The organism is Acinetobacter sp. AB03, assembly GCF_058107045.1.
This window is the reverse complement of sequence record NZ_JBUEBA010000002.1, coordinates 2,708,062-2,721,491: the sequence shown is the minus strand read 5'-3', so window position 1 is coordinate 2,721,491 and position 13,430 is coordinate 2,708,062. Positions and strand designations below refer to the sequence as shown.

Sequence of the window (13,430 nt, the reverse complement as noted above, 5' to 3'; positions counted from 1 at the left end):
TGTAGATTAAACTTACTCATAACTAGAGTTCCAATGATGGACGAGAAAAAAATTGAAAAAAACGATCAAAGTTGACGCAAATATTAATGGTAATATTTATCATTTTCAACAAAAAGCCATAAAAAATATAATACTTTGCGCTTAATCAGTAGCGATTTAAAAATATTCAAAATAAAAAACGATAAATGAAGAAAAAAATATGTGGTTTCAATCGGGTGTTTTGTATATCGTTCAATGTTGTCATATAATGTGGCACTTTTTAAAATTGTTCTTACCAAAAGATTGAGGAAGCCATGCAAGTAACTTCTGAAGCGGTTTCGGGTGTTACCCGTCGTTTAAATGTATCTGTACCGACGAGCCGTGTTAACGAGCAGTTCGAAGCTCGCTTAAAACGCACTGCTAAAACTGTGAAGATCAACGGCTTCCGTCCAGGTAAAGTGCCAGTAAATGTTGTTCGTCGTGAATATGGCGCGGGTATCTACCAAGAAGTCGTAAGCGACATTATTCGTGACACAGTATTTGAAGCGATCCAACAAGAAAAAATCAATGCTGTTGGCATGCCAAACATTGAAAAATCTGAATTAAAAGACGACGCGCTTGTATACGAAGCGACTGTTGAAGTTTATCCAGAAGTTAACGTGAAATTTGATGGTTTAGAAGTTGAACGTAAAGCATCTGAAGTAAACGACAAAGATGTTGATCAAATGATCGAAAACCTTCAGAAGCAACGTGCTTCTTGGGCTGAAACAAAAGGCATGGCTAAAAAAGACATGCAAGTCACTTTCGACTTTGAAGGTTCAGTAGACGGTGAAAAGTTTGAAGGCGGTTCTGCAGAAGACTTTAAACTTGTTTTAGGTTCAGGTCGTATGATCCCTGGCTTCGAAGACGGCATCGTTGGTATGAAGAAAGGCGAAGAGAAAGTTATTGATGTAACTTTCCCTGAAGATTACCAAGCTGAAAACCTTGCTGGTAAATCAGCTCAATTCAAAATCACTGTGAAGCTTGTTGAAAAACAAAAACTTCCAGAAGTTGATGCTGAATTCCTTAAAATCTTTGGTCTAACTGAAGAAGAAGGCATTGATAAGTTAAAAGCTGACGTTCGTAAAAACATGGAACGTGAAGTGAAAAATGGTTTGCGTAATCAAGTGAAAGGTGCAGCTTTTGATGCGCTTGTAGCTGCAAACGAAGTTGAACTTCCTGCGTCTATGGTTGCTCAAGAAGTTGACCGTCAACGTCAACAAATGATTCAACAGTTTACTCAGCAATTTGGTGCTCAAGGTGCGAAAGCATTTGACTCAAGCATGCTTCCAGATGAATTGTTCAAAGAACAAGCTGAAAAATCTGTAAAATTAGGCGTACTGGTAAGTAAAGTTTTAGCTGATGCTAAAATCGAAGTAGATCAAGCACGTGTTGAAGCTTACATCGAAGACATGGCTTCTTCTTATGAAGATCCAGCTGAAGTGATCGAATACTTCAAAAATGACAAACAACAACGTTCGCAAATCGAAGCTGTTGTGTTAGAAGACCAAGTGGTTGATCACATCTTAGCGTCTGCTAAAGTAACGGATACTGCTGTAAGCTACGAAGACTTATTGAAAGAGCAACAAGCTCGTCAACAAGGCTAAGTTTAGCTAAAGTAAAAAAGGCGCTTTGAGCGCCTTTTTTATTGTGATCTGGGTTTGTAAAAGGCCTTGCGTTCACAAAGCTTATGCAAAAAATATCTGTTATTTACTTGGGAATATTTTGCATTTTCAGCAATTATCCCTCATATTGTGACTATGAGTTGAGTAACAAAAAATTTAGGAATAAGTAAACGTATGTATATTCCAACTATCGATAATGCCTTAGTTCCAATGGTTGTAGAACAGTCATCTCGCGGTGAACGTTCATTTGACATTTATTCACGTCTTTTGCGTGAACGCGTCATTTTTATGACTGGTGAAGTTGAAGATAACATGGCGAATTTGATTGTCGCGCAAATGTTGTTTTTAGAAGCGGAAAATCCAGATAAAGATATTCATCTTTACATTAACTCGCCAGGTGGTTCGGTGACTGCGGGTATGGCGATTTACGATACCATGCAATTTATTAAACCAGATGTTGTGACCTACTGTATGGGTCAAGCAGCATCAATGGGTGCTTTCTTGCTGAATGCAGGTGCGAAAGGTAAACGTTATTGCCTTGAAAATGCACGTGTCATGATCCACCAACCGTTAGGTGGTTTCCGTGGTCAGGCATCTGATATTGAAATTCATGCACGTGAAATTCTGTTTATTAAAGAACGTTTAAACCGTTTAATGGCAGAGCACAGTGGTCAAGACTATGAAACTGTGGCACGTGATACTGACCGTGATAACTTTATGACAGCGCAAGCTGCAAAAGAATATGGTCTCGTGGACGAAGTGTTATCTAAACGTCCATAAGTTTTAAAAGTTTAGAATTGGAGTGAATATGTCCGAACATCCTCAAGGACAAAAGCATTGTTCATTTTGCGGTAAAACGCAGTCTGAAGTTGGGAAACTGATAGCAGGCGAGGACGCGTACATCTGTAATGAATGTGTGGACGTATGCTTAGACTTGGTGCAAACCAGTCAACAAGTTGAGTCGGGTGACTGGGCTGCAAAACCCTTGCCTAAACCTCACGAGATTCGTGCGGCACTAGATCAATATGTCATTGGTCAAGATGTGGCAAAGAAAACCTTGTCAGTTGCTGTCTATAACCACTATAAACGCCTTAAAGCGACACATGGTGGACATAAACACGATGATGCTGTTGAAATTGCGAAAAGTAATATCTTATTAGTAGGACCAACGGGTTCGGGTAAAACCTTGCTTGCGCAAACCATGGCCCGTCTTCTTGATGTTCCTTTTGCTATGGCTGATGCCACGACACTTACCGAAGCAGGCTATGTCGGTGAAGATGTTGAAAACATTGTACAAAAGCTTCTACAAAAAGCAGACTACGATGTAGAAAAAGCGCAAAAAGGTATTATCTATATCGACGAAATCGACAAGATTACCCGTAAGTCTGAAAACCCATCGATCACGCGTGATGTGTCGGGTGAAGGTGTACAACAAGCGTTACTGAAAATGATCGAAGGTACGGTTGCCTCTATTCCACCTCAAGGTGGTCGTAAGCATCCGCAGCAAGAATTCATTCAAATTGATACTTCAAATATCTTGTTTATCTGTGGTGGGGCATTCTCGGGTCTTGAGAAAATCGTACAACAGCGCCAAGAAAAAGGTGGAATCGGCTTCACGGCTGAAGTGAAGAAGAAAGATGAAGGCAAGAAATTGTCTGATTTGTTCCGTCAAGTTGAAGCGACAGATTTGGTGAAATTTGGTCTGATTCCAGAGTTTATTGGTCGTTTACCTGTAATTGCGACTTTGGAAGAGTTAGATGAAGAAGCTTTGATGCAAATTCTGACTGAACCGAAAAATGCATTGACCCGTCAATATCAACATTTGTTTGATATGGAAAATGTTGATCTGGTTTTTGAAGACTCAGCACTACGTGCTGTGGCGAAAAAAGCCTTAGACCGCAATACGGGTGCACGTGGCTTACGTTCTATTTTGGAAAATACGCTGCTTGAAACCATGTATGATTTACCAAGTCGTACCGATGTTGGTACGGTTGTGGTGAATGAAGACGTGATTAACGGTACGGCTGCACCATTATTTAAGCCAGAGCGTTTACCAAGAATCGAACAGAAAGATGCAGCTAAAGTTGATTTAAAAGTGATTAATTCAAAGTCCGCTTAAGTTGTTATTCATCCGAAACGTGTGAAAATCGAGTGTTTTCACACGTTTTTTTATATTCAAAAAAAAGAGGGAATGCTACTCTGCATCAATAGGCTGGGATGCCTAGATTAAAACTAAAAATTCAGTATCAAAATAAAAATACGTCGTGAGGAATAGTCATGCGTGCAATGACGATTACGCTTTTAAGCAGTTTAATTTTATTGGGTTGTCATGGAAAAGTGACAGTTGAACAACCTGAATTAACATCAACCCTCAGTCATGAGATTGATTTTGAACACGATCCAGGTATGGTCGAGCAGTATCGCATTGGGGTGTTTAGCGTAGGTGGATGGGTCAACCAAAAATTAGGACAGCGTTTTCAGCGTGTCCAACCCCAGCATGAACAAGCCGCGATGGTTTATCTGTATCGTCCAGACTCAAAATGGAATCGACAAGAAATTGTGGCATCGAGTTTATTTATCAATAAAGAGCGCATTCCAAGCCTGCTGAACAATCATTACTATTGGGTCGAATTACCCGCAGGGACTTATCGTTTATCGAGTAGTCGGCCTTTGGGTATTAACCATTTTCAAAAGCCGAAATATATCGATTTTAGCGTAGAAGCAGGGCAGTCTTATTTCATCAAGTACGATGAAGAGAACTTATCCACACGTCGTGATGTTTCGGGGCCTTTGGCGGTTATCCCTGAAAAAATTGCGATTCAAGAAATTGCATTTACCCAGTTAAAGTCGAACAGCTACAACTTTGTCGCGGAAGATCAACACACGGGTGAGCTACGAAAGAAAGCGCAAAAACTTAAACCTGCCAAATATGACCCAAGTGAAGATGTTCAGCTGATGAAGCCTTTTAAGCTGTGGAATCCTTTAACCTGGTAAGTGAGCTACTGTACTTTTTTGGCTTGTTCAAATAATGGTGCCAGGGTCTTTTCAATTTGACGATTCATTTCCAGCTGAATAGCTGGATCTTGCATCATTTCAGCAGACATGGCGATGCTATTGCGCATGATTTCACTCATCATTTTGCTGCTTTTTTTATTGATAGACTGGCCTAGAGGTGTTTCAAGAAACTGAATGTTGGCCAACACTTCCTCTTCGGTAAAGGTCTGCATATAGACATTTTTAAGCATTTGCATAAATTTAGGATCTGAAATCAATTTACTGCTAAACGATGCCGTGATTTCGGCGATTTGCTTGGCTGCTTTTTGTTGTTCAGCATTGAGTGTTGATGTTTTAAAAATATTCTTAATAATTTCTTCGGCTTGTTGGTCATAAACGGGGCGCATTTCTTGCTGAGATTGCGCTAATGTACCTTTAATATCGCCTAGTTTGAGTGCTTTTTCTACCGATGCTTCGGTCGCGGGTTTGGCAAAAGAAGCTGTGCTGAGGACACATAAGGTAATACCGCAAAGGATGTGATTTAATTTTTTCATTGTTGGTCTATATCTTTTGATTAAGTCTATAAAAGTAGGCAAAAAAATACCCTTAACATGACCTTAGCATGTTAAGGGTATCCAAAAAAGTAAAACTTAAGTTTTAGCCCGCTGCAGCATCGACTACTGGAATTTTACCAATTTTGGCTTGCCAGATTTTTGGTGCTGTTGCGTGAATAGACGTACCATTCACATCAACTGCTACCGATACAGGCATGTCTTTCACTACAAATTTGTAAATCGCTTCCATACCTAAGTCAGCAAAAGCAACCACTTCAGCTTCACGAATTGCTTTAGACACAAGGTAAGCTGCGCCGCCCACTGCCATCAAGTAAGTCGCTTTATTGTCTTTGATTGCTTCAACCGCTGCAGGACCACGGTCCGCTTTACCGATCATGCCGAACATACCAGTTGCTTCAAGCACTTGACGTGTGAATTTGTCCATACGTGTTGCTGTTGTTGGGCCAGCAGGACCAACCACTTCATCACCGACTGGATCTACAGGGCCAACGTAGTAAATGAATTTACCTTTTAAGTCGACAGGAAGCTCTTCACCATTGTTCAGCATGTCGACCATGCGTTTGTGTGCAGCATCACGACCTGTATAAATTGTACCATTCAGAAGTAAGGTGTCGCCTGGTTGCCAAGCGTTCATTTCTTCTTGGGTAATGGTGTCGAGGTCAACGCGCTTAGAGGTTGATGAATCCCAAGTGACTGATGGATAGTCTTCAAGTTTAGGTGCTTGAATGTGTGCAACACCTGTACCATCAAGTTGGAAGTGCGCGTGACGAGTCGCTGCGCAGTTTGGAATCATACCCACTGGTTTGCCCGCAGCGTGACATGGGTAATCTTTAATTTTAATATCTAGAACTGTGGTTAACCCACCTAGGCCTTGCGCGCCAATACCTAGTGCGTTTACTTTTTCGAAGATTTCCATACGAAGTTCTTCGATTTTATTTTCAGGGCCACGACGAAGTAATTCGTCCATGTTGATTTCTTCCATGAGCGATTCTTTTGCAAGCATCATGGCTTTTTCAGCAGTACCACCAATACCAATACCCAACATACCTGGTGGACACCAGCCTGCACCCATGGTTGGAACAGTTTTAAGCACCCAATCCACGATTGAGTCTGATGGGTTTAACATAGCCAGTTTAGATTTGTTTTCTGAACCACCACCTTTTGCCGCAACGGTAATATCCACTTTGTTGCCTGGAACAAGTTTGTGGTAGATCACAGCAGGGGTGTTGTCTTTGGTGTTTTTACGACCAAAAGCAGGGTCAGCCAATACAGAAGCACGCAGTACGTTTGAGTTTTCTAAGTAACCCTGACGTACACCTTCGTTGATTGCATCGTCTAAGCTCATAGTTAAATCAAATTTAACATCCATGCCCACTTCAACGAATACGTTGACGATACCTGTATCTTGACAGATTGGGCGGTGACCCTCTGCGCACATACGCGAGTTAATTAAGATTTGTGCGATCGCATCCTTCGCGGCTTTGTTCTCTTCACGATCATACGCACGGCTCATCGCTTGGATGAAGTCTTGTGGGTGATAGTAAGAAATGAACTGAAGCGCATCTTTGACCGATGTGATCAAATCATCTTGCTTGATAATAGTGGTCATACAAATATCTCTTGAGCGGGCTGATAGCTAGCGGGCTAAATTATAAGACAAAATGCCGAGGTTGTGGATGTTTTGCGAAGGCTTTGGGCGAAAGTTTAATAGTTGAACGAAATTGATGAGAAAATGGGGTTATAAATGGTGGTAAATATGACAAAAAGCCTGAATTCAATGAAATATTTCACTTTTAAATTCGGTTTGTGAATATTATTTATTATTTAAGATGTTGAATATAATGAAAAAATAATAATCTTTGAAATATGACAACACTGTCATAAAGTTGTCATAAAACTTTCGCATAATGCATTCATCAAACAATAGGACATCGAACATGTTGACAGGTTTAGTGATGGCTGCGGGCTTTTGTGTATATATCGCAGCGACTTGGATGTATGGTCAAAAAGAAGATCAGGCTTAAGCTTTATCTTCTTTTTTTTTGTTTTAAGCTCTCTTCAAATCTTCAAATCTTCAAATCTTCAAATCTTCAAATCTTCAAATCTTCAAATCTTCAAATCTTCAAATCTTCAAATCTTCAAATCTTCAAATCTTCAAATCTTCAAATCTTCAAATCTTCGCTTTATCCTATCGATGGATTCTAGTTTTTCCGCATTTGAGATGGAGAGTAGCCAAAGTACTTTTTAAAGCGATGACTGAAATGGCTGCTGGAGCTAAATCCATACTGTTCCGAAATGTCCGTCATATTGGCAGATGTGTGCTGTAGAGCTTGGTGTGCCAGTTCAAGTCGACGTTGCATCACATATTGGTGCGGTGGCATGTGCATGGATTGCTTAAACATATGGGCAAAATGATATTCACTGAGCTGAGTTTGCTCGGCCAAATCTGATAAGGTCAAGCTTTGCTGAATATGCTGATCAATCCATTCTAATAACTGCTTCAGGGTATACGGGGACAGCCCACCTTTGACTTCAGGGACTTGCCATTCGGTATGGCTATAATTTTTAATTAGATGGTTGAGCAGAAGCGTTGTGGCAGTACTCATCTGCAAGTGATTTTCTCTGTTCTGCCAAGCCCCATTGAGTAAAAAATGTCGATAGATCATAGCAATCTGTGGGTCGGCCACGAAACTTTGTGGATTTAAAATAATTTGGCTTGGCTCACGATCCCACACCTGTTCGGCGACGCGTTGTAAATGTTGTTCAGTATAGTACAAATGCACAAAAGTCAGAGGGTCGCGCAGATCCCAAGTGGATTCAAAATCCTGTGGCATCAAGCACATATGATCTGGCCCACCGCCATTATGCCAACCTTGAGCTGTCTTTTGATAACTGTGATATCCCCCTTGAATGTACATACTAAGCGTATGGTGGTTACTACAAACACTGACACGGTCTTGGTTGTTTTGCCACATGGCCAACTGCATGCCCGAACCCAATTCGACCGAGTCGAGGAGTTGAGCTTTATGTTGTTGTAATTGATCTAGAATCTGATATTTCATCATCTATACGCAGTGCCGAATGGAAGATTCAGTGTAGGACTTTGATTTCATTTTGTCATCTATAGCAGAAAATCAGTAAAAAATCACAAGTTCATGATAATGACCACAAGAAGGTGCAAGAAATGAGAGACCTAACCAAGCACAATAGCGCGAGTGGTTTGAGTTTGGTTGAAAGAGTATGAATGCGCTGTTATATGCTTTGGTGGTGGTGATCTGGGGAACGACATGGATTGCGATTAGTTTGCAACAACAAAGTGGAATATCGCCCAATGTAGCAGTATTTTGGCGCTTCTTTATTTCGGCTCTGGTGTTGTTTGCTTTTGTTGTGTTGTGCCGAAAACTGCAAAAGCTGGCTGTAAAAGACCATCTGTTTTGTGTGTTGCAAGCGTGCTGTATTTTTGGTTTTAACTTTGTTTGTTTCTATTATGCGGTTCAATATATCAGCAGCGGTTTGGAGGCTGTTATTTTTTCGATGGCGGTCATTTTTAATACCCTCAACGCTAAACTGTTCTTTGGACAACAGGTGTCTACCCGTTTTTATCCTGCGGCTTTGTTGGGTGGATTGGGGATCATCGCCTTGTTTTGGCATGATGTGATAGGGAGTACCTTAAATAATCATACGCTGATGGGGATTGGCCTTTGTGTGTTAGGAACCTATGGGTTTTCACTGGGCAATATGATCAGTGCGCGTCATCAAAAACAAGGTCTGGATATTTTTACCACCAATGCTTATGGCATGCTATATGGTTCAATCTTGATGGCATTGATTGCTGGATTTAAACAAGACGAGTTTTTCCCTACTATGGAATTCAGTGCGGTGAGTGCTTTATTGTATTTGGCTGTTTTTGGTTCAGTGATTGGCTTTACCGCCTACTTCTATTTGGTTGGACGGATTGGTGCGGGTAAGGCAGCTTATAGTACTTTGTTATTTCCTTTGGTGGCTTTGGTGATTTCGACCATTTGGGAAGGGTATCAATGGCATATGAATGCGATCATTGGGGTGATTTTGATTTTATGTGGTAATGCAATTTTCTTTATCAAGCCGCCCAAGTTGAAATTCAGTCAAATGTTGAAGCGAAGTTAGGTGTGCGCAAGAAAATCTAAAGTGATTCTACCTTAGAAATGAAAGATTTAGGTGTTTTTCATCCTTTGTATTATGCTCATTTTAGAGGACTTCATGCAGGGCTTTATAAATGGATTTAAAAATGTTTGAATTATTCGCTCGTTACAACGTGTGGTCTACTCAAAAATTAAACCGCGTTTTAAAAAATGTCTCTGATGAAGATTTCAATGCTCAATGCGGACTTTTCTTCAAAAGTATTTCTGGAACGTTGAATCACTTGCTTGTTGGTGAGCATTATCTATGGTTTCCTCGGTTTTCATCGAAACCATCTTCTACATTGAAGTTAAATACCATCGTAGAAAGGGATAAAGATAAACTCATGTTTGAGTTAGAGAGCAGGGCTTACAACTGGATAGATTTATTAAAACATGTTGATGTGGAAAAATTTGGACATGATTTACAGTACAAAACATCAGCTGGACAAGAAATGAGTCTGCCCTATGCTGCTACATTATTGCATGTGTTTAATCATGGAACGCATCACAGAGGGCAAGTGACAGCGGCTTTAACTTCAATGGGTTATCCATGCCCAGAGATTGATATGGTATATATGTTGATAGAAGAAAATCTGCCTGTTTAAGAGAGCTGCGGTTGGTTTTGTAAAATAATGGAATCGAGCTGATACGACGCCCTCATCATGATGCTGTATTGGCTTTAATCCAAAGTGCTTCCATCTCAATCTCAACCATTTTTTGAGAATTGGATCGTTTCTTTTGCAACTCCTCAAACTTTTGTCTATCTGGCGAGCTGGATAAGATAATATTACCCATTTCAATTTGAAGATTATTGTTTTTTATGAGCTTCTCACGGGCTGCGGCAACTTCCGAGCTTTTGAGAGACACAGCGTCGTAATTTTGATTCAGACTTTGAATGCGTTTGTTTGATTTTTCAATTGCAGTTTTCAGAGCACGAAGATCTTTTTTTTCCATCGCATGTTTTATCTCCCACCTTGAGTTTTCTGCTTCTTGTTTGGTGGCTGCACTTGATTGTGCCCAGAGCGCAATAAGGTCATGTTTGATGTCTGCAGCATTATCTTGACTCAGATGTGAGGTGCTATGGGGTGGGGTATGAGCCGTAACATTGAGCTCAGGGTCTGATTTTACCTGTTGTCGCGTGTTGTTTAATGCCTCTGAATTCAGTTGAGGGTAAATCATGTGTTGTAAGGCTCTCATTTCACTGATAGAGCTTTGTTGTATGACGCTGATTTCTGCTTCAAGTGCTGTTATACGCTGCATCTGTGGCGGACTTTTAGTATTTTCTTGTGCCAGTTCCACACCAAGTAAATGGACTTGCTTAAATTTCTCACGTAACGCAGCGCCTTCTTGGCTTTTGAAGTTTGTTGCATCTAGTGCAGTATTAAACGCAAGAGAATGGGTTTTCAGTTGTTCTAGCAGGGCGGGGATGGTATCGACTTCTTTATTTTGACGAGCCGCTTTAAGCGCATCTTGTGCGTTCAAAATGGCTTGAGAGTTTTTATTCGAAATCTGATCTAGGGTATCAAGATCCGCTTTAATGTCAGCTAGATTGGCTATACTTAAGTTTTTATATGCTGTGGTTGAGTCTGACGGTGTTTGATGCTGTTTAGATTCATTACATGCTGTCAGTGAAAATGTTGTCACTATTAGAATTGGAAGCCATTTTTTATTCATTATGAGACCAATGATTTAGAATTTAATTATATGGCTTGAGTATATTTCTTAAGTTTCTGAAAAGTAAAGTCTTACTGTTTTATCTGTGTTTGGGCTATGTTCGTAAATATATAGAAGTTAAGCTTTGGTCATATTGTTGAGCGCTATAAAATAAAAAACCATCCAACTGCTCAGTTGGATGGTTTTGATCAGCTCAAGTTGCTTTACGCTGTTGCTTGCTGTTCCGCTTGAATTGCAGTGAGTGCAATCGTAAAGACGATGTCATCGACCAAAGCGCCCCGAGACAAGTCATTTACAGGTTTGTTCAAACCTTGCAACATTGGGCCTACACTTACCACATTGGCAGAGCGTTGTACGGCTTTATAGGTGGTGTTGCCTGTGTTTAAGTCAGGGAAAATAAACACATTGGCACGACCTGCAACTTTAGAATCAGGTGCTTTCGAGCGTCCGACGCTTTCAACCGATGCTGCATCGTACTGAAGCGGCCCATCAATCAACAGATCAGGACGACGTTCTTTTGCTATACGTGTTGCTTCAGCGACTTTTTCAACCTCAGCTCCGGCACCAGAGGTACCCGTTGAGTATGAAATCATGGCAATACGTGGGTCTAAACCGAAGGCCTTTGCCGAATCAGCCGATTGAATCGCAATTTCAGCGAGCTCTTCGGCATTTGGGTCTGGGTTAATCGCACAGTCGCCATAAACATAGACTTCATTGGGTAACAGCATAAAGAACACGGAAGAGACCAGTGAATACTCAGGCGCTGTTTTAATCAGTTGGAATGCTGGGCGTACAGTATTGGCTGTGGTGTGTATTGCACCTGAAACTAAACCGTCGACTTGATCGAGTGCCAACATCATGGTGCCCAGAACGACAGTGTCTTGTAGCTGTTCACGCGCTTGTAGCTCGTTCAGTTTGCCTTTACGCAGTTCCACCATTTTTTCGACATAGTTTTCACGAATTAAATCTGGATCGATAATTTCTAAGTCATGTGGAAGCTCGATGCCACGTGCTTTTGCCACTTCTACTACAGCTTCAGGTTTCGCCAATAAGATACAGTGTGCAATGCCACGAGATTGGCAAATGGCCGCAGCTTGAACTGTACGTGGCTCATCGCCTTCAGGGAGGACAATGCGTTTCTTCGCAGCAATCGACTTTTGGACCAATTCATGACGGAAAGCCGAAGGCGAGAGGCGAGGTTGGTACGAGCCATTTAACATTGCTGTTAGCCATTCTTCATTGATATGGCTCGACACAAAACGAGTGACTTGTTCAGCACGTTCCGTATCATCGACTGGGATTTCATTGCTGAGATTGGCTAAGCTCTGCGCCGTGTCGAACGTGCTGAGCGCTGTATGTAAAATTGGTAAGCCTTGCTTAATCGCTGTTTGGCAGAATGCAAGCACTTGCTCGTTTGGCGTATGGTGTTCAGTTAATACCAAACCTGCCAATGGAATACCGTTACTGCTGGCTAAGCTGGATGCCAAAAGCACATCGATACGATCTGATGCACTAATGATCAGCTCACCTGCGACAAACTTATGTAGTTCATGCTCAATGTTCGATGCAATCAAACTGCTATGCAACACACGACGTTGGGTCGCATCGCCTTGATTGATCCATTCCGCTTGAATGTGCGAAGCCAAGTCTGATATACGCGGTACGCTGAGCGTGTTGCTAAACGGAACCAAGCCGATTACAGGGAGTTTGTCTAATCCGAGCTTTGCATGGGTCTTTTGGAGCTCAATTATAAATTTATTGGTATCGCTGATTAAACGCAGACTTGGGTCAAACGTCACTGGAATGTGTGCTGAGTCATCGGGCAAGCCTTTGGTGCGCATCAATAACACACCCGCAGTTCGCTCTGAACTCGTACCCCCAAAGTAGCGTAGTTGACTATCGACTTTTTCAGCCGTCGCGCTTGGCTTGTTAATGTCTGCATTACTGACAATAATGACTTTGGCATCGAGTGCTTGCGCAAGTTGTGCATTTAGTTCAGAAGCAAAAGAATCTCGGCTATTCGGAACTAAGCCTTCAACAATAATCAGGTCATGCTTACGCGCAATAGCACGGTGCAAACGAACCGCATCTTCAAGCAACTCATCATTTTCACCTGCACTGAGTTGTTGCAAAATGGTGTGATAACTAATCGGTTCAACGGTTTCGTTTTTTGAAACATGGTGATAGAGCGCTGTGGTACGGTCTGCACCCGTGCTCAGTTCTTGAGAAAAAGGTTTTAAAAATCCAGCCTTAACACCTTGGCATTCCAGCGCATAAACCAAACCCAGACAAGCGGATGTTAAGCCGACGCCTTCCCCAGTGGGCACAAGTAAAATCGTTTTCATATATTTATTCGTCATACAAGAATTTAAAACAGACTTGAG

11 protein-coding genes are annotated in these 13,430 nt (G+C 41.4%); 6 read left to right on the top strand and 5 right to left on the bottom strand.

What is annotated here, in order from left to right; translation table 11 throughout:
- Positions 1-293 precede the first annotated feature (293 nt).
- The 4 genes from tig (at position 294) to ACY3FQ_RS13700 (ending at position 4,637) form a co-directional block, all read left to right on the top strand.
- The gene (gene tig, locus ACY3FQ_RS13715) at positions 294-1,625 is read left to right on the top strand and encodes a trigger factor (RefSeq protein ID WP_201953590.1); all 1,332 of its coding nucleotides are present in this window, start codon (positions 294-296) and stop codon (positions 1,623-1,625) included.
- A gap of 192 nt (positions 1,626-1,817) precedes the next feature.
- Positions 1,818-2,423, top strand: a complete 606-nt coding sequence (clpP, locus tag ACY3FQ_RS13710) for an ATP-dependent Clp endopeptidase proteolytic subunit ClpP (RefSeq protein WP_004692427.1) — start codon at positions 1,818-1,820, stop codon at positions 2,421-2,423.
- 28 nt (positions 2,424-2,451) lie between these two features.
- Positions 2,452-3,762, top strand: coding sequence for an ATP-dependent protease ATP-binding subunit ClpX (clpX, locus tag ACY3FQ_RS13705; protein ID WP_010325894.1), 1,311 nt, complete (start codon positions 2,452-2,454; stop codon positions 3,760-3,762).
- Between the two features lie 158 nt (positions 3,763-3,920).
- Complete coding sequence (locus ACY3FQ_RS13700) at positions 3,921-4,637, top strand: DUF2846 domain-containing protein (protein ID WP_078425199.1); 717 nt, start codon at positions 3,921-3,923, stop codon at positions 4,635-4,637.
- 5 nt (positions 4,638-4,642) lie between these two features.
- Here the strand turns inward: ACY3FQ_RS13700 and ACY3FQ_RS13695 are convergent, their stop codons facing one another.
- The 3 genes from ACY3FQ_RS13695 to ACY3FQ_RS13685 form a co-directional block, all read right to left on the bottom strand.
- A complete protein-coding gene (locus ACY3FQ_RS13695) occupies positions 4,643-5,191 on the bottom strand; it encodes a DUF2059 domain-containing protein (protein WP_126038208.1) in 549 nt (182 codons plus the stop codon).
- 103 nt (positions 5,192-5,294) lie between these two features.
- The gene (locus ACY3FQ_RS13690; RefSeq protein WP_004692421.1) at positions 5,295-6,821 is read right to left on the bottom strand and encodes a fumarate hydratase; all 1,527 of its coding nucleotides are present in this window, start codon (positions 6,819-6,821) and stop codon (positions 5,295-5,297) included.
- Positions 6,822-7,413: 592 nt separating this feature from the next.
- Positions 7,414-8,274: a helix-turn-helix transcriptional regulator gene (locus tag ACY3FQ_RS13685; RefSeq protein ID WP_114836448.1), complete on the bottom strand. Its 861-nt coding sequence runs from the start codon at positions 8,272-8,274 to the stop codon at positions 7,414-7,416.
- Positions 8,275-8,452: 178 nt separating this feature from the next.
- Between ACY3FQ_RS13685 and ACY3FQ_RS13680 the strand changes: the two genes are divergently transcribed.
- A complete protein-coding gene (locus tag ACY3FQ_RS13680; RefSeq protein ID WP_087011400.1) occupies positions 8,453-9,358 on the top strand; it encodes a DMT family transporter in 906 nt (301 codons plus the stop codon).
- A 109-nt stretch (positions 9,359-9,467) separates the two neighbouring features.
- Entirely contained in the window at positions 9,468-9,977 is a 510-nt protein-coding gene (locus ACY3FQ_RS13675; protein ID WP_087011402.1) for a DinB family protein, read from the top strand.
- 55 nt (positions 9,978-10,032) lie between these two features.
- Here ACY3FQ_RS13675 and ACY3FQ_RS13670 read toward each other — a convergent pair whose 3' ends face one another.
- Complete coding sequence (locus ACY3FQ_RS13670; protein WP_087011403.1) at positions 10,033-11,046, bottom strand: hypothetical protein; 1,014 nt, start codon at positions 11,044-11,046, stop codon at positions 10,033-10,035.
- Between the two features lie 203 nt (positions 11,047-11,249).
- Complete coding sequence (gene pta, locus ACY3FQ_RS13665) at positions 11,250-13,391, bottom strand: phosphate acetyltransferase (protein WP_489774196.1); 2,142 nt, start codon at positions 13,389-13,391, stop codon at positions 11,250-11,252.
- Between the last annotated feature and the right edge of the window lie 39 nt (positions 13,392-13,430).

Excerpts from the sequence above, each read along its gene's own strand:
- tig (WP_201953590.1), top strand. The coding sequence starts at position 294 with ATGCAAGTAACTTCTGAAGCGGTTTCGGGTGTTACCCGTCGTTTAAAT.
- clpP (WP_004692427.1), top strand. The coding sequence starts at position 1,818 with ATGTATATTCCAACTATCGATAATGCCTTAGTTCCAATGGTTGTAGAA.
- clpX (WP_010325894.1), top strand. The coding sequence starts at position 2,452 with ATGTCCGAACATCCTCAAGGACAAAAGCATTGTTCATTTTGCGGTAAA.
- ACY3FQ_RS13700 (WP_078425199.1), top strand. The coding sequence starts at position 3,921 with ATGCGTGCAATGACGATTACGCTTTTAAGCAGTTTAATTTTATTGGGT.
- ACY3FQ_RS13695 (WP_126038208.1), bottom strand. The coding sequence starts at position 5,191 with ATGAAAAAATTAAATCACATCCTTTGCGGTATTACCTTATGTGTCCTC.
- ACY3FQ_RS13690 (WP_004692421.1), bottom strand. The coding sequence starts at position 6,821 with ATGACCACTATTATCAAGCAAGATGATTTGATCACATCGGTCAAAGAT.
- ACY3FQ_RS13685 (WP_114836448.1), bottom strand. The coding sequence starts at position 8,274 with ATGAAATATCAGATTCTAGATCAATTACAACAACATAAAGCTCAACTC.
- ACY3FQ_RS13680 (WP_087011400.1), top strand. The coding sequence starts at position 8,453 with ATGAATGCGCTGTTATATGCTTTGGTGGTGGTGATCTGGGGAACGACA.
- ACY3FQ_RS13675 (WP_087011402.1), top strand. The coding sequence starts at position 9,468 with ATGGATTTAAAAATGTTTGAATTATTCGCTCGTTACAACGTGTGGTCT.
- ACY3FQ_RS13670 (WP_087011403.1), bottom strand. The coding sequence starts at position 11,046 with ATGAATAAAAAATGGCTTCCAATTCTAATAGTGACAACATTTTCACTG.
- pta (WP_489774196.1), bottom strand. The coding sequence starts at position 13,391 with ATGAAAACGATTTTACTTGTGCCCACTGGGGAAGGCGTCGGCTTAACA.